Raw genomic sequence first — 20626 nt, 5'->3', positions numbered from 1 at the left:
CGACGAACGCCGTCGGGATCCTCGCAGCTCACGCCGAAGATGATCACTTCGCGTGACCTGCCGCGGACCGATTGTGGGTAAATTCTCGTCGATGTGATCCACGGGCCATCCCCGATGCGCTAACAAAACGCAACGCGATGTGGACTCATACGTCAGAACAGAGAGACCCGCCAGACCCCGAACAGACGCTCCCCGAGCGCGCGAGAGGACTCCCGTGAACCCCGACACCCCCGTCGTCATCCTCTGCGGAGGCAAGGGCACCCGCATCCGGGAGGCGAGCGAGAGCCTGCCGAAGGCCATGGTGGAGATCGGCGGGCGGCCGATCGCCTGGCACATCATGAAGAGCTACCGCGAGGCCGGCTACCGCCGCTTCATCCTGTGCCTCGGCTACAAGAGCTGGGCCATCAAGGAGTACTTCCTCGACTACCGGGCCCGCTCCGCGGACTTCACCCTGTCGATGGCCGAGAAGCACCGCATCGACTTCCACGACACCTCGGTCGGCGAGGACTTCGAGATCACCTTCGCCGAGACCGGGCTGGAGACCGCGACCGGCTCCCGCGTCCGGATGATCAAGCAGTACGTCGACACCGAGAACTTCTTCCTGACCTACGGCGACGGCGTCGGCACCGTCGACATCAACAAGCTCGCCGCCGAGCACGAGGCCTCGGGCAAGGTCGGCACCGTCACCGGTGTGCACCCGACCTCGAAGTTCGGTGAGATGCAGGTCGAGGGCAACCGGGTCGTCGAGTTCAACGAGAAGCCGACCCAGGTCACCGGCTTCGTCTCCGGCGGCTTCTTCGCCTTCAAGAAGGAGTTCCTCGACTCCTACCTGGGCGCCGACGGCGACGCCGACGTCTGGCTCGAGCACGAGCCGCTGCAGAAGCTGGCCCGCGACGGCGAGCTCAACGTGCACCGGCACGAGGGCTTCTGGAGCGCGATGGACACCTTCAAGGACTACGAGTACCTCAACGGTCTGTGGGCCAAGGACAAGGCGCCCTGGAAGACCTGGGCCTGACGCCCACCCCAGCTGACGCCGGCGGGCCCGTCCACCTTCACCGGGTGGACGGGCCCGCTTTCTGTTGCACCGGGGCCGTCCGCGTCCTCGGACCGGCGCGACTGGGCAGCCTTGGCCGATCGTGCTAATTTCTGGCCGTGCGTACGAAAAACAGTACGAGTGGCCAGAAGCTGCCGTCGGTGATCGAGCAGGCCCGGCGGACCCAGATCGTCGACTGCGCGGTGGAGGTCGTCGCCGAGCTCGGCTGGGCCCAGGCCTCACTGGCCCGCATCGCCGAACGCGCCGGCATCAGCAAGGGCGTGATCTCGTATCACTTCACCGGCAAGGAAGAGCTGTTCGACCTGCTGGTCTCCCAGATCTACGGGCGGATCACCGAGTTCGTCGTCCCGCACCTGGACGCGCAGACCACCGTGGTGGGCCGGCTGCGGGCCCGCTTCTGCTCGATCGCGGAGTACCTGCGCGCGCACCGCGCGGAGATGGTCGCCCTGACCGAGGTGCTGACCAACCTGCGCGACGCCGACGGCACGCCGCGCTACGGCGACTCGTTCAACGAGCCGTACTACCAGCGCCTCGAGGAGACCTTCCGCGCCGGCCAGGAGTCCGGGGAGCTCCGCGACTTCGACGCGCGGGTGATGGCGGTGACCGTCCAGGCCGCGATCGACGCGATGGTCGCCTACGCCGACACGCACCCCGACCACGACATCACCGCGCACGCCGAGCAGCTGGCCGAGCTGTTCGAGCGCGCCATCGCACGCCGAGCCGAGGGGGAGGCATGACCGTGCACGAGAAGAGCCCGTCGCCGTCCGGCCCGGGAGGGGCATCCACCCGGATCCCCGGTCCGGACCTGGCACGGGGAATCATGCTGCTGCTGATCGTGCTGGCCAACAGCACGTTCTACCTCTACGGCCGCCCGAGCTCCCCGGCCGGCGCCCAGCCGCTCGACGGGTCGCTCGCCGACCGGATCGTGCAGGCACTGCTGCTGACCACGGTGGACCTGCGGGTCTACCCGATGTTCGCGTTCCTGTTCGGCTACGGGCTCGTGCTGATCTACCGCAGCCGCCAGGGCCGCGGGCTCGACGAACCCGCCGCCCGACGCCAGGTGCAGCGGCGCAACCTGCTGCTGCTCGGCTTCGGCGCGGTGCACGCGCTCCTGCTGTGGGGCGGCGACGTCCTGGGCGCCTACGGCCTGACCGGGCTGCTGCTCGTCTGGCTGTTCCTGCGCCGGTCCGACCGGACCCTGCTGGTGTGGGCGGGCATCGGAACCGGCCTGCTCACCGCCCTGGCGGCCCTGACCGCCCTGGAGGCGCTCGCGGTCCTGGCCGGTGAGCAGACCCCGAGCGACGTGGGGTCGCAGCTCTTCGCGCTGGCGACCGCGAGCGTGGCCACCGACAGCGTGCTGGGCGCCGCCGCGGCCCGGATGACGATGTGGCCGATCCAGTCGCTGGTGGTCCAGGGCCTGGTCGGGATGGTCGTGCCGATCTCGATCCTGCTCGGGATCTGGGCCGCCCGGCGCCGGATCCTGGAGCGGCCGTGGGAGCACCGGCGGCTGCTGTGGACGACCGCGGTGGGCGGGATCGCGATCGGCTGGCTCGGCGCACTGCCGCACACGCTGACCCACGTCGGCCTGCTCGGCGGGCTGGAGCCGGTGCTGGCGTCGTTCGCCGTCCCGCACATGCTCACCGGGCTCGCCTGCGGTCTCGGCTACGTCGCCGTCTTCGGGCTCGTCGGCGGCCGGCTCTCCGGGCGCACCCTCGGCCCGGTCGGGTCCTCGGTCGTCGCCGTCGGGAAGCGGTCCATGACCTGCTACCTCGCCCAGTCCGTGCTGTGCGCTCCCCTGCTGGCCGCCTGGGGTCTGGGGTGGGGGGCGCACCTGGGCAGTGCCGGGATGGCCGCGTTCGCGGTCGGGGTCTGGCTGCTCACCGTCGGCTACGCCGTCGTCCTCGAACGGCGCGGTGTCCCCGGTCCGGCCGAGACGCTGCTGCGCCGGTTCACCGAGGGCCGTCCGACCCCCGTCGCGACGGCCTGACCGGCTCCTGCGGCACTCGTGAGTGGTTGTCGCGGCCGGGACCGCGACAACCACTCACGAGCCGAGGATCCGAGGCTTCGGCACCGGCACGATGAACCGGCCGCCGGCGTCGGTGTAGGCCCGCTGCTGCGCCACGACCTCCTCGGCCACGTTCCAGGCCAGCAGCACGACGTAGTCCGGCCGGCGCTCGAGGAGCGCCGACGGGTCCAGGATCGGCAGCCGGGCGCCGGGCATCAGCCGCCCCTGCTTGTGCGGGTTCCGGTCGACCACGAAGTCGATCAGGTTCGCGCCGATCCCGCTCGAGTTCAGCAGGGTGGCGCCCTTCGCGGCCGCGCCGTACGCGGCGATCGTCGCCCCCTCGGCGCGCAGCCGGCGCAGCAGCGACCGCAGCTCGTGCTGCAGCTGGATGACCCGCAGGCCGAAGCCGGTGTAGACGGCGGTGCCGTCCAGCCCGGCGGCCCGCTCGGCGTCGAGCTGCGCACGGGCGCGCTTCGACGGCATACCCCGCGTCCCCGCGGTCCAGCGCAGGGTGCCCCCGTGCAGACCGGGGAACTGCTCGACGTCGAGCAGCACCAGGCCGTGCCGGGCGAACAGCCGCTGCACCGCGATCGTCGAGAAGTAGCAGAAGTGCTCGTGGTAGACCGTGTCGAACTCGGCGTGGTCCAGCAGCGCCGGGAGCCCGGGGTTCTCGACCTGGACGATGCCGTCCTCGGCGACCAGCGCCGCCATCCCGGCCACGAACCCGTTCAGGTCGGGCACGTGCGCCATCACGTTCTTGGCCAGCACCACGTCCGCGGCGCCGCGCTCGGCGCGCAGCCGCCTGCCGAGGCCGATCCCGAAGAACTCCTCGATGGTGTCCACACCGGACTCCCGCGCGGCCGCGGCCGGCCCCGGGGTCGGCTCCACGCCGAGCACCGGGACACCGTGCGGGGCGAACTCGCGCAGCAGGTAACCGTCGTTGCTGGCGATCTCGACGACCAGCGAGTCCGGCCCCAGCCTGCGGGTGGCGACCAGCTCCTCGACGTGCGCGCGGGAGTGCCGCACGAGCTGGTCGGAGAACGAGGAGAAGTACGGGTACTCCGCACCGAAGATCACCTCGGCGGGGAGCTCGTGCATGACCTGGACCAGGGCGCACGTCTCGCACACCCCGACCACGAGCGGGTACGACGGGTCGGGCTCGATCGAGTCCGCCGGCGCCAGCAGCGCGTTCGCGATCGGCGTCGAGCCCAGCGACAGGAACTCCTGCAGCCGGTGATCACCGCATGATCGGCAGTTGGTGACCGGGACCGCCGAGGGCAGCAACCGCAGCTCGGTGTCGGTCGTCATAGTCATGATTCCCCCGCATTCTCGTGACCAGGCAGAACGTGCTTCGAGGTACTCGATCGTGATGGTGTTGCATCAGGCGCGTGCCGCGACGGAGTCGGGCAGACGCCAGGTACCGCCGGCGGCCTCGACCTCCGGCAGCGCACGACGTACCTCCGGCAGGAGGTCGTCGACGAACAACAGCACCGACTCCGGCGCCGCCGCGACGAGACCGGCCGGGGCCGCGATCGGGATCGCGGTGCCCGGGGTGCGGCGGCCCTGCTTCGCCGGCGAGCCGTCGGCGATCGCCGGCAGCAGCTCCGGCCCGATCCCGGCGCGCGACAGCAGCGCGACGGCCCGGGACGCGGCGCTGTAGCCCCACACCGTGCGTCCGGCGGCCCGCTCGGTCTCCAGGAAGCCGCGCACCCCGGAGGTCACCTCGTCGGCGGCCCGCTGGAGCACCCGGACGGCTTCCGGGTCGCGCACGCCGGCCTTGTCCTCGGCCTCGACGAGCTCGCGCACCGTGTCATCGGGGACGCCGTCGGCGCGGGCCACGAGCAGCACCGTGCCGCCGTAGAGCGGGAACCACCACGCCGTCGTCGCGGTGAAGCCGAGCGACTCCAGCATGCCGGTGAGCGCGGGCGTCGAGTAGTAGGCGAAGTGGCCGTGCCGCAGGTCGTTCCACTGCCGGCCGTCCACGATGGCCGCCAGCGAGTGGAACCCGAACACCAGCGAGCCACCGGGACGGACCCGGGCGATCCGCTCGCGCAGCGCCGCGGCCTGGTCGGCGTCGTGCATCATCCCGAGGTTGTCGACGACGACGTCCGCCGCCTCACCCGGCCCGGCCTGGGTCGCGCCGGTCGACGCGAGTCCGCCGACCCAGCTGCCGCCGTGCGGGCTGCCGTACTCGACGAAGGTGCGCCCCGGCCCGACGATCCCGGCGGCGGCGAGCTCGGCCACCGCGAGGCGGCCCTGCTCGACCAGTGCCGCCGGCTCCAGACCGACGACCTCCTCGCGCCCGCCCGGGTCGGAGGCCAGCTGGGCCAGGCCGCAGCCGTCGCACAGCCACATCCGCAGGTCGTGCACCGGGTCCGGGCCCGGGTCGGCCTGCTCGGGAAAGGTCTTGCAGCCGGGCTGGACGCCGAGGTCGAGCACGACCTCGCCGCCGCCGCCGCAGAACCGGCACGCCAGGGCGCTCACCGGGCACGCCCGTTCAGGACACTGTCCGATGCACCCACCGGCTCGGTGTCCGGCGCGCCCGCGGTGGAGCGGAGGTAGTCCTGCCAGGTCCCGGCGACGCGGTCCCGCTCGCTCAGCGTCCCCGGCTCACCCGGCCAGTCGATCGCCAGGTCCGGGTCCGCATGGTGCACCGCGACCGCGTGGTCGCCGTCGTGCACCCGGTCCATCGCGTAGCAGACGTCGGCGACCTCGCCGACGACGTAGAACCCGGTGAGCATCCGGCGCGGGACGCGGATCGAGACCAGGTCGACGTCGTCGAGCCGGACCGTGACGTGCCGGCCCAGCGTCGGCGACTCCAGCCGGCCGTCGACGACGACGAACTGCGCCGCGCCGTGCGCCACCCGGATGATCTTGGCCTCGCCGCCGGCGCCGCGGCCGTGCAGGCCGCGCAGCACCCCGTGCGCCGAGCGGGACTGGCTGTCCTGGACGTGGTCGCCGCGCCGGACGCCCCACTCCTCGCCGACCGCGGAGTCCCAGGTCCGGCTGAAGAAGCCGCGCCCGTCACGGAACGGACGGGGCCGGAACAGCAGCACCCCCTCGAGCGCCGTGCTCTCGACCTCCACCACCGGCTCCCTTCGCCACACCCGGACGCATTCGGGCGGATCGCCCGGATGACCCTGATCTCGCGCGAGTCGCGATCCCCGTTACGCGGGGCGTTCAGGACGGCGTGGCACTCAACGCCAGCTGGGGGTTCTGCTCGGCGAACCGGGCCACGGAGCCGTCACGCACCGCGTTCCAGAGCTCCTGTCCACGGGCCTGATCGAGGTAGACGACCGACTGCGCGCCCTCCCGGCCCAGCCCGGCCACCGGCGCCGTCACGTAGGCCACGTCCGACGACCGCAGGCCGCGCGCCTCGAACGCCAGCTGGATCAGCCCGGTGTTGGACAGCGAGTCGTCCACGCTCACCGCGTCGCCGACGCTCGTCGCGAACGCGTAGACCGCGGCCGGGTCGGTGGTCGCCTTCTGCTGCACCGTCTGCAGCAGCGCCTTGATCGCGTTCTGCTGGCGGGCCACCCGGTCGATGTCGCCGCCGGGCAGGTCGTAACGCTGGCGCACGTAGGCCAGGGCCTGCTCGCCGTCGAGGTGGTTCTCGCCCTCCACGAAGTCGACGCCGGCGTTGCTCGTCGGGCGGGCGACGTTCACGTCGATCCCGCCGACCGAGTCGACCAGCGAGGTGAACCCGGCGAAGTCGATGACGCCGAAGTGGTCGACGCGCACGCCGGTGAGCTGCTCGACGGTCTCGATCAGCAGCGGCTCGCCACCGTAGGCGTACGCGGCGTTGATCTTGTTCATGCCGCGGCCGGGGATGTCCACCCAGGAGTCGCGCGGGATCGAGACGACCGAGGCGGTCGATCCGTCCGCGGCGAGGGTGCCGAGCATGATCACGTCGCTGCGCTGCGAGCCTGCTCGGGCCTCCGGGTCGGCGTCGGCGCCGGTGGTCGGCTCGGTCGAGCGGGAGTCGGTGCCGACCAGCAGGAACGTCGTACCGCCGGAGTCCGCAGGGCGGGCCGAGGTGTCGAGGCCGCGGAAGGCGTCCGGGATGCGGTTGATGTCGTTGCCGATGCTCGACACGAAGTACGCGATCACCCCGGCGACCAGCAGGAGCAGCACGAGCACCACCGCGAGCAGCGTGACGAACACCCGCCGGCCACGGCGGCGGGGGCGCTCGCCGCGCATGCCGGGAACGAGGTCGTCGCCGCGGGTCGGCGGAACGGCGTTACGCATGGGTTTCCTTCGCGGGACGTACCCGGCTCGGGTGACTCACCGGGGTTCGGATGTCTCTTCGACGGAGGACGTTCGGCGTTACCGGGTGGTTCCCCGGGTGATCGGGGCACCACCGGACGGTGACACAAAGTCGCAGGTCAGCGCTCTGCTCCTACGCAGCGTCGCCGCCGTCATCAGTTGTGAGGATCGGACGGCGGTCCCGCTAATACTCCGACCGGAGCAGGCGAGACATCGGGCAAGAGCGACCGACCGGTCGTAGCGGAGCGCAGGAGGACCCGTCATGAGCATCAGCCCGGAGACCCGCACCTCCGTCTCGATCCCGACCCCGCGTACCCCCGCCGAGGACGGCGTGCTCCCCGCGGCCCCGCCGCCGGCCGGCCCGGCCCGGGTGGGCGCGGACGTCTGCACCTGCGGGCACGACCGGGACGCCCACGAGCACTACCGTGCCGGCTCCGACTGCGGCGCGTGCGGGGCCGACTGCCGCGCGTTCCGGTCGTCGGCCGCGCCGAAGGCCCGGCGCCGGCCGCGCCTGTTCGACCGGCGCCGCTGACCCTCTCCTCAGGCCGCGGACAGCCAGGGTTCCCAGGCCGGCAGCGGTTCCACCGCCAGTACCAGGACCCCCGCGCCGTTCCGCGACGGCGGTCCCGGGGTGGTTCGCAGCGTCCAGCCGAGCTCCTCGATCAGCCGGTCGGCCTTGCGGGAGTTGCAGGCCCGGCAGGCCGCGACGCAGTTCTCCCAGCTGTGCGCGCCGCCGCGGCTACGCGGGATCACGTGGTCGATGGTGTCGGCGCGCCGCGCGCAGTAGGCGCACCGCCGGCCGTCCCGGCGCAGCACGCCGGCCCGGGTCATCGGCACCGCACGCCGGTAGGGGACCCGGACGTAGCGACAGAGACGCAGCACGGACGGGGCGGGGAGCGAGAGGCTCTCGGAACGGAAGGCACTGCCTTCGAGCGCTTCCTGGATGCACTCGGCCTTGCCGGAGAGCAGCAGGCAGACCGCGCGCTTCGAGGTGACGACGGCCAGCGGTTCGAAGCTGGCGTTGAGGAGCAGCACGCGCGAACCCGTGGGGACCCCGGACATCGCGCCGCGGGTGCCGGACGCGACATCGGGTGCCGGATCGAGTTCGTCGGGGATGGGGACCCGGTCGGACCGGACCGAAGTCAGGTCCACAGGTCTGGGGTCCACGGGGGCGACGACAATCTCGGCACCGCTGGGGACGGGTTGTCGGTAGGGCACGCGACCACCTCCGGAACGCACGAGGTCCGTGGGATGCAGTCGACCATACGGAAGCCGGGTTACGCGAGTGTGATAGTGCGGCCGACACGCGGTGACCTCCCGGTGCGCGCACCGTCGGTGATCCACCGAGCGACCTCCGGTCACCCCTGCGTAACCAGCGGAAACGCCTGTGTGACAACGGACGTAAGGTCGGCCACAGGACGGTGTGGGGCAGCGTTGCACCCAGCTATACACGGCACATGGACGAGAACACCGAGCACCACGCGCGCCCGGTCGGCGGCTTCCGGGCGACCCGGGCGTCGACCTGCAGCTGCTGCGGGCGCCGGGACGTCCGGCAGCTGATCCATCTGGTGAACGCGGCCGGCAGGCCGGCGGCCGTCGCCGTCTGCCCGCACTGCGACCGTCGGCCCGCGGAGCTGCAGGGCTGGCTCTCCGACATCGTCCCGGACTGACCCCGGCCGTACCGCGGCGACGGCCGGCGGCCCCGGGGCCGGCCGCTCACACGACGCCGAGCCGTACCGCGAGCATCGCGAGATCGGTGCGGTTCCGTGCGCCGAGCTTGCGCGCGGCCCTGGCCATGTGCCACTTCACCGTCGAGGCCGCGATGTTCAGCCCGACGGCCATCGCGGCGTTGGACTCGCCCTTCGCTACCAGCGTCAGCACGTCCACCTCGCGGGGCGTCAGACCGGGGTCACGCGGGGAGGCGGGTCCACCCGGCGATGTCGGGCCGGCCTCCGCGCACCGGCGCACGGCCGTCATCGCGGTGGAGCGGAGCCGGCCCGGATCGGTGTTCCGACCCAGGATCGTCGTCGCCCCCGCACGCAGGAACGCACCGACCCGGGCCCGGTCGGCCATCGTCCCGACCAGAACGATCACCGGACACCCCAGGCCGCGCACCTGCCGGACCTGGTCGGGCTGCAGCTGTGCCGCCGCGGCGTCCGGCACGTCGAGTACGACCAGATCGGGACGCAGACGCTCCGCCTCCACCACCGCGTCGGGCACCGTCGCGCAGTCGGCGACGACCCGGGTCCCGCCGACCCCGTCGAACAGGCTGCGTATCCCGATCCGGACCAGCGGCTGTGCCGACATGATGAGCACCGACGCCGGAGCCGGTGCCGTCCGATCCCGGGTGCCCGCACGCATCCCGCGGAGCTCGCCGGCGGGACGCCGGGAGCTCCGCACGCCGAAGCGGTCATCCGGAACGGCCGCCGTCGTCACGTCCGGGGGCGATCCCCGATCGCCCTTCACCGTGTCCAGCGTTCCCAGGCCTCGGGGGCGCCGGGAACGGGGTCGATCTCGTCGTACTCCCGGGCGTGGGAGACCGCGACACCGACCGCATCGGGCACGGCGGCCACCCCGGTCCGGTCGAGCCGGGCGGACAGCTCGCCGATCGTCCGGCCGATCGCGCCCGGCCCCTCGAGCCAGACCGACGTCACCAGTTCACAGGCGACCGCGCCACTGAGCAGGAAACGGAACACGTCGTCCCCACCTCGGGCCCCGTTGGTACCGACGACCGGAGCACCGGGGGCCGCCCGGTACGCCTTGCTCACCGCGTACAGCGATGACGGCAGGCTCGACGGCGCCGACCAGGCACCCCAGGAGCCGAGCACCGGCCGCAGGGTGTCCACATCGGGCAGGAACCCGTTGGACCGGCCGACGAGCACCACCGCGTCGGCACCGGCCCGGCGGGCCGCGGCGACCGCTCCGGGCAACGCCGGCCCGATGTCGCCGAGCTTGACCAGCAGCAGGCCGGGGCAGACCGCCCGCGACGCGCGCACGACCTGCTCGACCTGCTCGGCGGATCCGATCTGGCGCACGGCGCCGGTCCGCACCTCCCGGCCGTGCGGCGCTCCGACGTTGAGCTCGACGTGGTCGGTCACCGCACCGATCGACCGGACCACGCCCGGTGCGGCGTCGAGGTCACCGACGACGACGCTGCCGACGAGCACGCTGCCGTGCTGCTCCATCCGTGGACGGGCCACGGACAGCATCTCCACCCAGGCGTCGGGATCGTGCCGCCCCAGCCCGGACCGGTTCAGCAGCGCGGAGTCCGGGGCGGCGCGGGGGGTGTCGACGTGCCGTCGCGCGTCGTCGACGAACGCGTAGTCGGCGACGGCGAGCTGACGCCGGGCCGCCTCGCTCTCGTTCACCGACTTCGCGACGACCGCACCGGCACCCGCCGCCGCGCACCGGACCATGCCCTCGACGGTCATCGTCAGCTCCGAGGCGCCGACCCAGACCGGGTTGGCGAACCGTACGCCGCCGATGTCGGTGGCGAGCCGCGGATCGGCCGTCACGCGGGCACCAGCCGCTGGTCCGCCCCGTCCCAGCTGAACGTGACCCGGTCCCCGGCAGCGACCGGGGACGCGCCCGCGGGGAGCTTCGCGGTCAGCGGCTCGCCCCCCGGGCCGTTGCCGAGCACGCGGACGAAGTGCCCGACGTACTCGACGTCGCGGACCCGCAGCTCGACACCCGCCCGCCCGGCCGGGACCTCCCCGGTGCCCACCTGCACGGCCTCCGGGCGCACGACCACGTGCAGCGTCGACACGGGGCGGCGTGCCACCTCGGGCGACACCACACCGGCCGGGACCGCCCAGGACACGCCGCGGTGGGTGACCGTGCCGGAGGCCGGATCCCCCTCGACCTCCAGTGTGTTGGCCTCGCCGAGGAACCGTGCCGCGAACAGGGTGTCGGGTGCCTCGTAGAGATCGCGCGGGGAACCGACCTGCTCGACGCCCCCCTCGTGGAAGAGCACGATGCGGTCGGACATCGTCATCGCCTCCTCCTGGTCGTGGGTGACGAACACGAAGGTCGAGCCCACCTCACGGTGGATCCGGCGCAGCTCGGTCTGCAGCGCGCCGCGCAGGTTCTTGTCCAGCGCGCCGAGCGGCTCGTCGAGCAGCAGGGCACCCGGGCCGAAGACGATCGCCCGGGCCAGCGCGACCCGTTGCTGCTGGCCACCGGAGAGCTGCTTCGGCAGGTTGTCGTCGCGTCCCTCGAGCTGGACCAGCCCGAGGACCTCGGCGACCTTGCGACGGATCTCCGCCCTGCCCACCTTCCGTTCGCGCAGCGGGTAGGCGATGTTCTGCGCGACCGTCATGTGCGGGAACAGGGCGTAGCTCTGGAAGAGCATCCCGAGGTTGCGCCGGTGGGCCGGCACATCGCTGACGTCGGTGCCGTCGAAGCTGACCGTCCCCCGGGTGAGGGTCTCCAGACCGGAGATGAGGTTCAGGGTGGTGGTCTTCCCCGAGCCGGACGGTCCGAGCAGCGACACGAACTCGCCCGACGCGATCTCCAGGTCGACGTCGGCGACGGCGGGCCGCGCCAGGCCGTAGTCCTTGGTCGCCCCGGCCAGCGAGATGTGGATGCCGGGCGTCCGGGACCCCGCCTCGGCCCGGGTGGCGGTCGTGCTCGTCATGACATGGCCTTTCCGTTCGACCGCCGGCGGCGCAGCAGGCGGAACACCTGGGGGAAGAGGATCAGTGCGGTGACCAGCACGACGAGCATCGACGACGCCGCGGCGACCGTCGGGTCGATCTCCACGGTCACGCTGTTGAACATCCGGACCGGGAGCGTCTCGAACTGCGGGGCCCGTAGGAACAACGCCACCACGACCTCGTCGAGCGAGGTGACGAACGCGAACACGGCACCGGACACGACGCCCGGCGCGATCAGCCGCAGCTGCACGGTCCGGAACGCCCGCCAGGGCGTCGCGCCGAGGGACTGGGCCGCGAGCAGCAGCCGGTTGTCGAATCCGCCGAGGCTGGCCCCGACCGAGACCAGGACGAACGGGATCGCCATGGCGGTGTGCACGAGCACGTAGCCGCCGAAGGTGCCGACGAGCCGCCACTGCAGGTAGGAGACGTAGACGGCGACCGCGATCACGATGCCCGGGGACACCAGCGGCAGCATGAGCGTCGCGCGCAACAGGCCGGCCCAGCGGGAGCGCATCCGGCTCAGCCCGACGGCGGCCGCGGTGCCCAGGACGGTCGCGAGCACCATGACCGTCAGCGCGACCTGGACGGTGTTGCCGACCGCCGCGGTCCAGCGCGGGTCGGTGAAGAAGCTCTCGTACCACTGCGTCGAGAGCTCCGCGGGCGGGAACCGGAACGTGCCGCCCGCGGTGAAGCTCATCGGGACGACGACGAGCGTGGGGAGTACGAACAACGCCGCGACCACGACGCCGACGGCCTTCAGCCAGACGGGCACGGAGTCCACCGGCCGGCGGGACCGTCGTGGCGCGGAATGCCCGGTGCGGGTCGTCGCCGCCGGACGGGTCCGGTCCTGTGGTGGCGCGCTCATCAGCGACCTCCCTTGGCCTGCACGGCGCCACCGAGGGCCGTGGCCGAGCCGCCGAAGCGTCCGGCGAGTGACACGAGCAGCAGCGTGAACACCAGCACGACGGTGCCGAGCGCCCCGGCGGCGGCGAAGTCGAGCAACTGGTTCGTCCGCTGGGCGAGCAGCTGGGCGACCATCGACTGCTGTGGAGAGCCCAGGATGGCGGGGGTGACGTAGAACCCGGAGCTGAGCGCGAAGACCAGGATCCCGCCGGAGATCATCCCGCCGCGGGAGAGCGGCAGGAAGACCCGGCGGAACGCGGTCAGCGGCCGGGACCCGAGTCCCTGCGCCGCCAGGAGCAGCTTCCGGTCGATGCCGGACATCGCGCTGTAGAGCGGTAGCACCATGAACGGCAGCATCACCTGGGTCATCGCGAGCCCGACCCCCCATGCGGAGCCGAGCAGCACGGCACCGTCGATGCCGATCGTCTGCAGCGCCCGGTCGATCGGGCCCTCGCGCTGCTCGAGGATCAGCCAGGCGAAGTTGCGGGCGGTCATCGAGGTCCAGAAGGGCACCAGGACGGCGGCCACCATGAGCAGCCGCGCGGTGCCACCGACCCGGGTCATCAGGTAGGCGTACGGGTAGCCGATGACCAGCGTGGCCAGCGTGACAGCGGCGGCCACCAGCACGGTGCGGCTGAAGATCGTGAGTGTGACGCCGTCGGTCAGCAGCGCGGCGTAGTTCGACAGTCCCGGCGACGGCTCGGTGACGCTGCGCAGGAAGCTGAGGAACAGCGGGAGCAGGACGGCGGCCCCCATCAGGGCCAGGGCGGGCACGACCAGCGCGCCGGCCCCGCGCCCACGGCCGCCCCGCGGCCGCCGGGGCGCGGCGCCGGGCGGCGAGGTCCGCGTGGTCGTGGTCATGGCGCTCATCCGTTCAGCCAGCCCAGGTAGCGCTCGGCCACCTCGGTGTAGTGCTCGCCCCACCACTCGGGGTCGGTGGTGATGCTGCGGCCGGTGTTGACCGACGGGTTCATGGCGTCGACCCGGCCCTCGTTGCCCTTGAGGTGCGGCCGGGCCGCGTCGTTCGTGGGGGAGGTCCCGGTGAGCTCGGCGAACTTGGCCGACTGCTCGGGCCGCAGCACGAACTCGAGGAAGTCCATCGCCTTGTCCCGGTTCGGCGCACCCTTCGGGACGACGAGGGTGTTGAAGCTGATCATGGTGGTGTCCCACACGGGGGTGAAGGGCGCGCCCTCGTCCATGACCGCGGCCGTGCGGGCCGAGACGAGCATCATCATGTCGACCTGCCCGCCGGTGGCCTGCTGCAGCAGCGCGCCGTTGTTCGCGGCGAAGGTCGTGTCGTCCTTGATCCGGTCCCAGGAGGTGAAGGCCCGGTCGACGTCGAGCGGGTAGAGGTCCTCGGGTGCGACCCCGTCGGCGAGCGCCCCGTACTCGAGCATCCCGTTGGCGACGTCGGACACCACGCCGCGGCGACCGGGGAACTTCACGGGGTCGAAGAAGTCGGCGACGGTCCTCGGGGCGGTCTCGGGATCCGGCCAGCGCTCGGTGTCGTAGCTGATGAGGAGTCCGAAGCGGTAGGCACCGAAGTAGCAGTCCCCGATCAGGGACGGGTCGTACTGGCTCCGGTCGACGTCGGGCAGGTCCAGCGGCTCGACCAGCTCGCCGCAGTACTGGCGGGCGAAGTAGGGCGTCACGTCGGCGAGGTCCCAGAGCACCGACCCGGTACCGACCTGGGCGCGGATCAGCACGGGGTCCGACGGTGAGGTGTTCGCGAACCTCATGCCGGTCGCCTCGGTCCACGGTTCCTGCCAGGCGGCCTGCTGGCCCGCGGTGAAGGTTCCGCCGAACGAGGCGTACGTCAGCGTGTCCGGGTCCGGCTCGACGCCGACACCGCACGACGAGACGGCCAGGACGGCGGCGACGATCGGCACGACGGCACGACGTCTCCTGAGCATGAGCACTCCTTCGTGTCACACAGGTCGAGGTGGGGAGGTCCCCGAACGCCTCGTCAGGTCGGGCGGGGCGGTGCGCCCATCGCCTTGCTGAGCGCGCGGGCGGTCTCCCTCAGATGGGTGGCTGCGGTCGAGCTGTCGTCGAGCGGGAGCAGGTCGTCGGTCGCGATCAGGGCGATCGCGGCGCAGATCCCGTGCTCGGCGAACACCGGGGCGGCGATCGCGTGGACCCCGAACCCGTCCGGGCTCATCGCGACGCGGTCGGTCCCGGCGAGCCCGCGGATCTCGGCGACCAGGTCCGCTCGACGGTCGTCGGGCACTCCGCCGACCAACCGGTCGACCCGCAACTGGTCGGGCGTGTGCGCCAGGAAGATCTTGGCCTGGGCGGAGGTGAGGGTCAGCTGGGTGCCGACCCGCACGGTCACGAGCACGGTCCGGGTCGAGTCCTCCTCCACCCGCGAGACGATCGGGCCGGCCGACCCCCACAGACTCAGCACGGTCGTCAGCCGGGTGACCGCGCACAGCTCCCGCATGTGGGCGGGGGCCAGTTCCAGCACGGTCTGGCGGCCCAGTGCGAACGTGCCGAGCTGCAGCAGCAGCGCACCGGGGACGAAGCTCCCCTGGGTCTGTCCGCGCTCGAGCAGGCCCGCCGCGACCAGCGACGTGCAGTAGCGGTAGGCCGTCGTCCGGTTGAGATCGAGACGGTCGGCGGCCTCGGCCGCCGTCAGCTCCGGGGTGTGCGGCCCGAACAGCGCCAGGATCTGGGCGGCCCGGTCGACCGCCCGGATGTCCGAGCCGCCGGAGCGCACGTCCTCGTCGCCGTCGCTCATCCGTCGCTCCGTTCGTGAGGAAGACCTGCTGTTCACGCCTCGCATTCTGCGCGATGTGATCGGCAGCACCGGGACCGTACCTGCGCCATGTGAACACTGCAACCTTCATGTGAACGACACTGGACCGAGATCTCGCGCTCTGCACCCTGTTTGCCCAGCAAGATCTGACCGAAAGGTCCGTTTGGAGCCTCACTGCGCAACCATCAAGTTCATATCGTGTGTTGACAGTTCACAGAACGAACATCAGTCTAGTCGTCGACACCGACGTCTGGAGAACGCCTGATGGAACCCAGCCCCACCGTCGCCCGGATCCTGGACGGGATGGTCGACCTGCACTGCCACTCCGGGCCGGGTCCCTTCCCCCGCGAGTTCGACCACGTCGAGGGCGCCCGTGACGGCGCGCGGATCAACATGCGGGCGTTCGTCGCCAAGTCCCACCACCACAACACCGTCATGGACCTCAAGGCCGCGCACCGGTCCTTCGAGGGCATCCCGACGCAGGTGTTCGGCGGGATCGTCCTCAACAACCAGGTCGGCGGGATCAACCCGTACGCGGTCGAGATGTGCCTGCGGATGGGCGGGAAGGTGGTGTGGTTCCCGACCTTCTCCTCGCGGCGCCACATCCAGTTCCAGGAGGAGGCACTCGCCGGCGGCTTCCCGCGCAGCAGCGTCGAGCTGACCACCGTCCCGGTGCTGATCCACGACGACGAGGGCCGGCTCCGGCCGGAGGTGGCGCAGGTCGCCGACGTCGTCGCCGAGACCGGGACCATCCTCAACGGCGGCCACCTGCACCCCGACGACATGGCCGAGCTGTTCGCCCTCGGCCGCGAACGCGGCGTCGAGCGGATGGTCGCCAGCCACCCCAACTTCATCAGCGACCTCACCGTCGCCCAGGGCGTGGCGCTCGCCGACCAGGGCGTGTTCATGGAGCACGAGGTCGGCATGTACCTGCCCGACGACCACCCGCACTTCGGGCTCGAGGTCCTGCTGGAGTGGATCGAGGCGGTCGGTGTCGAGCGGACCCTGCTCGCCTCGGACCTCGGCCAGCTCGGGCGCACCCGCCCGGTCGACGGCTTCATCGAGGTCGTCACGGCCCTGCTCGACCACGGCATCGCGGAGTCCGACCTCCGGCGGATGGTCGTCGACAACCCCACCTACCTCGCCGGTCTCGACTGACCCACATCCTCGGAGGATCCCTCGTGTACGACCCCACCGACCCGCGGTCGACGCTGGCCTCGACGTCCGCTCCGGCGCGCGCCGTCCCCGCGGACGCGCCCATCGCCGCCCCCACCTACACCGAGTTCGACGGCCCGCCGCAGACCGACGACGAGCGCCACGGAAGCACCTGGGTGGTGCGCGGCCAGAACTTCCTGCTCACCCGTTCCCGGCTGACCGCGGGCCAGACCCTCGAGCGCACCGACCAGGAACACGAGTACGTGGTCCTGCTGACCTCCGACGACGCCCGGGTGGAGGTGACCGCGGGCGCGGAGAGCGCCTCGGTGGCCGGCGTGGCACTGGTCGTCGTCCCGCCGGGACCGTCCACCGTGCGGGCCACGGCCGACACCGAGGTGGTGCGCCTGTTCGACCACCGCACCGCCGACGTCGCCGCGCTCGCGATGAACGCGGCCGACTACGCCGAGCCGCACGCCCGGGTCGCCCCGCTCGAGCCGTGGCCGGAGCCGGCCGGCGGCGACCGGCTCCGGGTCTACCGGCCCGGCGAGGTCCCCGACGAGCCCGGCCGCTTCGGGCGCATCTTCCGCACCCGCGCTTTCATGATCAACTTTCTGGACCCGTTCGACGGGCCGCGGCCGCGCAACAAGCTCTCCCCGCACCACCACGACGACTTCCAGCAGTGCTCGCTGGCCGTGACCGGCCGCTTCGAGCACCACATCCGTACCCCCTGGACGACCGACATGGACCAGTGGCGCCCCGACGAGCACACGGTCGTCGGCAGCCCGTCGGTCGCGGTGATCCCGCCGCCGACCGTGCACACCACCCGGGCCTGCGGCGAGGGCCGCAACCAGCTGATCGACATCTTCAGCCCGCCGCGGGAGGACTTCTCCGCGAAGGGCTGGGTGCTCAACGCCGCCGACTACCCCGCCGCCGTGCAGGTGACCTCGTGAGCGCCGCACCGCACCCACTCGCCGGGGGCGTGATCGGCACCTGGATCAAGCTGCCGGCGATCGAGTCCGTCCAGATCGCCGCGCACGCCGGGTTCGGGTTCGTCGTGATCGACCAGGAACACGCGCCACTGGACGTCCGCACGGCCTACGAGCTCGTCACGGTCGCCGACGCGCTCGGAGTGCTCCCACTGGTCCGGGTGGCCGACGGCCGCCCGTCCGGCGTCCAGCGGCTGCTCGACGCCGGGGCCGCAGGGGTTCTCGTCCCGCACGTCGACACCGTCGACCAGGCCCGCGACGCCGTCAGTGCCGTCCGCTTCCCCCCTGTCGGCCGGCGCGGCGCCGGTGGTACCAGCCGCGCCGGCCGCTGGGGACTGCGCTCCCGCGAGGAGTACCTGGCCTCGGGTGCGCACAGCCTGTGCATCCCGCAGATCGAGAGCCGTGAGGCCGCCGGCAACGCCGGGGCCATCGCCGCCCTCGACGGTGTCGACGCCCTGTTCGTCGGGGCCGCCGACATCGGTCTCGACGTCGGGACACCACCGTCCGCGACCGAGGTGACCGACCTGTGTGCGAGGGCCCGCACCGCCGCACACGAGGCGGGCAAGCCGTGCGGCGCCGCCACCGCGAGTGCCACGGGCGCGCGGGCACTGCTCGCCGACGGCTTCGACTTCGTCGTGGTCGGCAACGACACCTCGATGCTCGCCGAGGCGGCCGTGGCCACCGTCGCCGGTGTCCGGAACGGAGGGACCCCGTGAAGCAGAGCGACCACGTCGTCGTCAGCTGCGCCGTGACGGGCGCGATCCACACCCCGAGCCTGTCCGACGCCCTGCCGGTCACCCCGCAGGAGATCGCCGGCCAGGCGGTCGACGCGGCACACGCCGGTGCCGCGGTGCTGCACCTGCACGCCCGCGACCCGCGCGACGGGCGCCCGAGCGGGGACCCGGCCGTGTTCGAACAGTTCCTCGGCCCGGTCGCCGCGGGGACCGACGCCGTCGTCAACATCACCACCGGCGGGTCGATCGTGATGACCCTCGACGACCGGCTGGCCGCCGCGCGCGCGTTCTCCCCCGAGCTCGCCTCGCTGAACATGGGCTCGATGAACTTCAACTTCGCCGCCGCGGCCGCCCGCGACCGCGAGTGGCGGTTCGACTGGGAGCGCGACTACCTGCTCGGCTCGGCCGACCGGATCTTCTCCAACACCTTCACCCAGATCGAGTCGATCCTCACCGACCTCGGCGCGCGCGGGACCCGGTTCGAGTTCGAGTGCTACGACATCGGGCACCTGTACACGCTCGCCCACTTCGTCGAGCGCGGTCTGGTCCGGGCGCCGTTCCTCGTCCAGGGGGTGTTCGGCATCCTCGGCGGGATCGGACCCGAGCTCGACCACGTCGGGCACATGGTGCGCACCGCGGACCGGCTCTTCGGCGACGACTACGTGTTCTCCGCCTTCGCCGCCGGCCGTCACCAGTTCACCGTCGCCACCCACGCCGCGCAGCTGGGCGGGCACGTCCGCGTCGGCCTGGAGGACGGGCTCTACCTCGGCCGGGGCCGGATGGCGCGGAGCAACGCCGAGCAGGTCGAGAAGATCGTCCGGATCGTCGGGGAGGTGGGCCGCACACCGGCCACCCCGGCGCAGGCCCGGGAGCTGCTCGACCTGAAGGGGCCGGACCGCACCGAGCTGCCCGGCACGGCGGGGGTGACCCGATGAGTGCGCCGGTCGCCACGATCGCCCTGCCCCGGCTCCTGCGGGTCGGCCCGGGCGCCGCGGACGAGCTCGGCGACGTGCTGTCCTCATTGGACCTCGCACGACCGCTCGTCGTGACCGACGCGTTCCTGTCGGGCAACGGCACGGCCGAGCGCGTGGTCGCCGGGCTGACCGCGAGGGGCATCACCGCCACGGTGTTCGACCGGACCCGCCCGGACCCCACCACGTCGTCGATCGCCGCTGCGGTCGACACCCTGACCGCGGGCGACTTCGACTGCGTCGTCGGGCTCGGCGGCGGCAGCCCGATGGACACCGCCAAGGCGGTGGCCCTGCTCGGGACCACCGGCCGGCCGATGCGCGAGTACGCCGCCCCGACCGTCACCGACACCCCCGCACTGCCGCTGATCGCGATCCCGACGACCGCGGGAAGCGGTTCGGAGTGCACCCGCTTCACGATCATCACCGACGACTCCGGCGACACCGACGAGAAGATGCTGTGCGCCGGGCTGGCGTTCCTGCCGACCGCGGCACTCGTGGACCCGTTGCTCACGATGGGCATGCCCGCCCGGCTCACCGCCGACACCGGCGTCGACGCGCTCACCCACGCCGTCGAGGCCTACGTCAGCCGCAAGGCGAGCCCGTTCACCGACGGGCTCGCCCTGACCGCGATGGAGGGGATCGCGCGCAGCCTGCGCACCGCCTACTCGCACCCCGGCGACCACGAGGCGCGGAGCACGATGATGCTCGCCTCCACCCAGGCCGGCATGGCGTTCTCCAACGCCAGCGTCGCCCTCGTGCACGGCATGAGCCGACCGATCGGCGCGCACTTCCACGTGGCGCACGGATTGTCGAACGCGATGCTCATGCCGGCGGTGACCGAGTGGTCGGTACCCGCGGCGACCGCCCGCTACGCCGACTGCGCCCGCGCGATGCGGCTGGTCGGCGACGGCGGTTCCGACGAGGCGGCGGCCGCCGCGCTCGTCCGCGAGCTGCACACGCTGAACGCCGATCTCGCCGTCCCCGGCCCCGCCGAGCACGGTCTCGACCTGGTCCGGTGGGAGCAGATGGTGCCCACCATGGCCCGGCAGGCCCTCGCGTCCGGCTCCCCCGCCAACAACCCCCTCGTCCCCGGGCAGGACGCCATCGAGCAGCTCTACCGCTCGCTGGTGCCCTGACCC

Annotated in this window: 22 protein-coding genes; 10 read left to right on the top strand and 12 right to left on the bottom strand. The window is 72.3% G+C overall.

Annotation, left to right across the window (positions count from 1 at the left end):
- The first annotated feature begins 214 nt into the window (after positions 1–214).
- The 3 genes from WIS52_RS00785 (at position 215) to WIS52_RS00775 (ending at position 3041) form a co-directional block, all read left to right on the top strand.
- Positions 215–1015, top strand: a complete 801-nt coding sequence (locus WIS52_RS00785) for a glucose-1-phosphate cytidylyltransferase (RefSeq protein ID WP_349296081.1) — start codon at positions 215–217, stop codon at positions 1013–1015.
- A gap of 137 nt (positions 1016–1152) precedes the next feature.
- The gene (locus WIS52_RS00780) at positions 1153–1791 is read left to right on the top strand and encodes a TetR/AcrR family transcriptional regulator (protein ID WP_349296080.1); all 639 of its coding nucleotides are present in this window, start codon (positions 1153–1155) and stop codon (positions 1789–1791) included.
- Positions 1788–3041 (top strand): DUF418 domain-containing protein, encoded by a 1254-nt coding sequence (locus tag WIS52_RS00775; RefSeq protein WP_349296079.1) that lies wholly within the window; start codon positions 1788–1790, stop codon positions 3039–3041. Before WIS52_RS00780 ends, WIS52_RS00775 begins: the two co-directional genes overlap by 4 nt.
- Before the next feature lie 54 nt (positions 3042–3095).
- Here the strand turns inward: WIS52_RS00775 and WIS52_RS00770 are convergent, their stop codons facing one another.
- The 4 genes from WIS52_RS00770 to WIS52_RS00755 form a co-directional block, all read right to left on the bottom strand.
- A complete protein-coding gene (locus tag WIS52_RS00770; RefSeq protein ID WP_349296078.1) occupies positions 3096–4367 on the bottom strand; it encodes a class I SAM-dependent methyltransferase in 1272 nt (423 codons plus the stop codon).
- A gap of 72 nt (positions 4368–4439) precedes the next feature.
- Positions 4440–5543 carry a class I SAM-dependent methyltransferase gene (locus WIS52_RS00765; RefSeq protein WP_349296077.1) on the bottom strand — a complete coding sequence of 368 codons (1104 nt, stop codon included), beginning with the start codon at positions 5541–5543 and terminating at the stop codon, positions 4440–4442.
- On the bottom strand, positions 5540–6145 hold the full coding sequence (locus WIS52_RS00760; RefSeq protein ID WP_349296076.1) for a dTDP-4-dehydrorhamnose 3,5-epimerase family protein: 606 nt from the start codon (positions 6143–6145) through the stop codon (positions 5540–5542). The genes WIS52_RS00765 and WIS52_RS00760 overlap by 4 nt, the downstream gene beginning before the upstream one ends.
- A gap of 94 nt (positions 6146–6239) precedes the next feature.
- On the bottom strand, positions 6240–7307 hold the full coding sequence (locus WIS52_RS00755) for an LCP family protein (RefSeq protein ID WP_349296075.1): 1068 nt from the start codon (positions 7305–7307) through the stop codon (positions 6240–6242).
- Between the two features lie 280 nt (positions 7308–7587).
- Between WIS52_RS00755 and WIS52_RS00750 the strand changes: the two genes are divergently transcribed.
- Positions 7588–7857 carry a hypothetical protein gene (locus WIS52_RS00750; protein WP_349296074.1) on the top strand — a complete coding sequence of 90 codons (270 nt, stop codon included), beginning with the start codon at positions 7588–7590 and terminating at the stop codon, positions 7855–7857.
- Between the two features lie 8 nt (positions 7858–7865).
- Here the strand turns inward: WIS52_RS00750 and WIS52_RS00745 are convergent, their stop codons facing one another.
- On the bottom strand, positions 7866–8477 hold the full coding sequence (locus WIS52_RS00745) for an HNH endonuclease (protein WP_379610909.1): 612 nt from the start codon (positions 8475–8477) through the stop codon (positions 7866–7868).
- Between the two features lie 305 nt (positions 8478–8782).
- On the opposite strand from WIS52_RS00745, the gene WIS52_RS00740 reads away from it, so the two are divergent.
- On the top strand, positions 8783–8995 hold the full coding sequence (locus WIS52_RS00740) for a hypothetical protein (RefSeq protein ID WP_349296073.1): 213 nt from the start codon (positions 8783–8785) through the stop codon (positions 8993–8995).
- Between the two features lie 46 nt (positions 8996–9041).
- Here WIS52_RS00740 and WIS52_RS00735 read toward each other — a convergent pair whose 3' ends face one another.
- From WIS52_RS00735 to WIS52_RS00705, 7 genes are all read right to left on the bottom strand, one after another.
- On the bottom strand, positions 9042–9632 hold the full coding sequence (locus tag WIS52_RS00735) for a response regulator transcription factor (RefSeq protein WP_349296072.1): 591 nt from the start codon (positions 9630–9632) through the stop codon (positions 9042–9044).
- 155 nt (positions 9633–9787) lie between these two features.
- Positions 9788–10840 (bottom strand): hypothetical protein, encoded by a 1053-nt coding sequence (locus tag WIS52_RS00730; RefSeq protein WP_349296071.1) that lies wholly within the window; start codon positions 10838–10840, stop codon positions 9788–9790.
- The gene (locus tag WIS52_RS00725) at positions 10837–11961 is read right to left on the bottom strand and encodes an ABC transporter ATP-binding protein (protein ID WP_349296070.1); all 1125 of its coding nucleotides are present in this window, start codon (positions 11959–11961) and stop codon (positions 10837–10839) included. The genes WIS52_RS00730 and WIS52_RS00725 overlap by 4 nt, the downstream gene beginning before the upstream one ends.
- The gene (locus tag WIS52_RS00720; protein WP_349296069.1) at positions 11958–12845 is read right to left on the bottom strand and encodes an ABC transporter permease; all 888 of its coding nucleotides are present in this window, start codon (positions 12843–12845) and stop codon (positions 11958–11960) included. The genes WIS52_RS00725 and WIS52_RS00720 overlap by 4 nt, the downstream gene beginning before the upstream one ends.
- On the bottom strand, positions 12845–13744 hold the full coding sequence (locus WIS52_RS00715) for an ABC transporter permease (protein WP_349296068.1): 900 nt from the start codon (positions 13742–13744) through the stop codon (positions 12845–12847). The genes WIS52_RS00720 and WIS52_RS00715 overlap by 1 nt, the downstream gene beginning before the upstream one ends.
- Before the next feature lie 5 nt (positions 13745–13749).
- Entirely contained in the window at positions 13750–14796 is a 1047-nt protein-coding gene (locus WIS52_RS00710) for an extracellular solute-binding protein (protein ID WP_349296067.1), read from the bottom strand.
- 53 nt (positions 14797–14849) lie between these two features.
- Positions 14850–15623 (bottom strand): IclR family transcriptional regulator, encoded by a 774-nt coding sequence (locus WIS52_RS00705; protein WP_349296066.1) that lies wholly within the window; start codon positions 15621–15623, stop codon positions 14850–14852.
- A 282-nt stretch (positions 15624–15905) separates the two neighbouring features.
- On the opposite strand from WIS52_RS00705, the gene WIS52_RS00700 reads away from it, so the two are divergent.
- Genes WIS52_RS00700 through WIS52_RS00680 form a run of 5 tightly spaced genes read left to right on the top strand, consistent with a single transcriptional unit; the run spans position 15906 to position 20623 of the window.
- On the top strand, positions 15906–16799 hold the full coding sequence (locus tag WIS52_RS00700) for a DUF6282 family protein (RefSeq protein ID WP_349296065.1): 894 nt from the start codon (positions 15906–15908) through the stop codon (positions 16797–16799).
- A 23-nt stretch (positions 16800–16822) separates the two neighbouring features.
- Positions 16823–17746 carry a cupin domain-containing protein gene (locus tag WIS52_RS00695; RefSeq protein ID WP_349296064.1) on the top strand — a complete coding sequence of 308 codons (924 nt, stop codon included), beginning with the start codon at positions 16823–16825 and terminating at the stop codon, positions 17744–17746.
- A complete protein-coding gene (locus WIS52_RS00690; protein ID WP_349296063.1) occupies positions 17743–18498 on the top strand; it encodes an HpcH/HpaI aldolase family protein in 756 nt (251 codons plus the stop codon). Before WIS52_RS00695 ends, WIS52_RS00690 begins: the two co-directional genes overlap by 4 nt.
- Positions 18495–19451: a beta-keto acid cleavage family enzyme gene (locus tag WIS52_RS00685; RefSeq protein ID WP_349296062.1), complete on the top strand. Its 957-nt coding sequence runs from the start codon at positions 18495–18497 to the stop codon at positions 19449–19451. The genes WIS52_RS00690 and WIS52_RS00685 overlap by 4 nt, the downstream gene beginning before the upstream one ends.
- Positions 19448–20623, top strand: coding sequence for an iron-containing alcohol dehydrogenase (locus WIS52_RS00680; RefSeq protein ID WP_349296061.1), 1176 nt, complete (start codon positions 19448–19450; stop codon positions 20621–20623). Before WIS52_RS00685 ends, WIS52_RS00680 begins: the two co-directional genes overlap by 4 nt.
- Positions 20624–20626: the final 3 nt, after the last annotated feature.

It is taken from the genome of Pseudonocardia nematodicida, assembly GCF_040105385.1.
GTDB lineage: Bacteria > Actinomycetota > Actinomycetes > Mycobacteriales > Pseudonocardiaceae > Pseudonocardia > Pseudonocardia nematodicida.
This window is presented reverse-complemented; position numbering and strand designations above follow the sequence as displayed.

What these genes read in the sequence shown, in the direction of transcription:
- WIS52_RS00775 (WP_349296079.1), top strand. Translation starts at nt 1,788, where the DNA reads ATGACCGTGCACGAGAAGAGCCCGTCGCCGTCCGGCCCGGGAGGGGCA.
- WIS52_RS00770 (WP_349296078.1), bottom strand. Translation starts at nt 4,367, where the DNA reads ATGACGACCGACACCGAGCTGCGGTTGCTGCCCTCGGCGGTCCCGGTC.
- WIS52_RS00755 (WP_349296075.1), bottom strand. Translation starts at nt 7,307, where the DNA reads ATGCGTAACGCCGTTCCGCCGACCCGCGGCGACGACCTCGTTCCCGGC.
- WIS52_RS00750 (WP_349296074.1), top strand. Translation starts at nt 7,588, where the DNA reads ATGAGCATCAGCCCGGAGACCCGCACCTCCGTCTCGATCCCGACCCCG.
- WIS52_RS00740 (WP_349296073.1), top strand. Translation starts at nt 8,783, where the DNA reads ATGGACGAGAACACCGAGCACCACGCGCGCCCGGTCGGCGGCTTCCGG.
- WIS52_RS00735 (WP_349296072.1), bottom strand. Translation starts at nt 9,632, where the DNA reads ATGTCGGCACAGCCGCTGGTCCGGATCGGGATACGCAGCCTGTTCGAC.
- WIS52_RS00725 (WP_349296070.1), bottom strand. Translation starts at nt 11,961, where the DNA reads ATGACGAGCACGACCGCCACCCGGGCCGAGGCGGGGTCCCGGACGCCC.
- WIS52_RS00720 (WP_349296069.1), bottom strand. Translation starts at nt 12,845, where the DNA reads ATGAGCGCGCCACCACAGGACCGGACCCGTCCGGCGGCGACGACCCGC.
- WIS52_RS00715 (WP_349296068.1), bottom strand. Translation starts at nt 13,744, where the DNA reads ATGACCACGACCACGCGGACCTCGCCGCCCGGCGCCGCGCCCCGGCGG.
- WIS52_RS00710 (WP_349296067.1), bottom strand. Translation starts at nt 14,796, where the DNA reads ATGCTCAGGAGACGTCGTGCCGTCGTGCCGATCGTCGCCGCCGTCCTG.
- WIS52_RS00705 (WP_349296066.1), bottom strand. Translation starts at nt 15,623, where the DNA reads ATGAGCGACGGCGACGAGGACGTGCGCTCCGGCGGCTCGGACATCCGG.
- WIS52_RS00700 (WP_349296065.1), top strand. Translation starts at nt 15,906, where the DNA reads ATGGAACCCAGCCCCACCGTCGCCCGGATCCTGGACGGGATGGTCGAC.
- WIS52_RS00680 (WP_349296061.1), top strand. Translation starts at nt 19,448, where the DNA reads ATGAGTGCGCCGGTCGCCACGATCGCCCTGCCCCGGCTCCTGCGGGTC.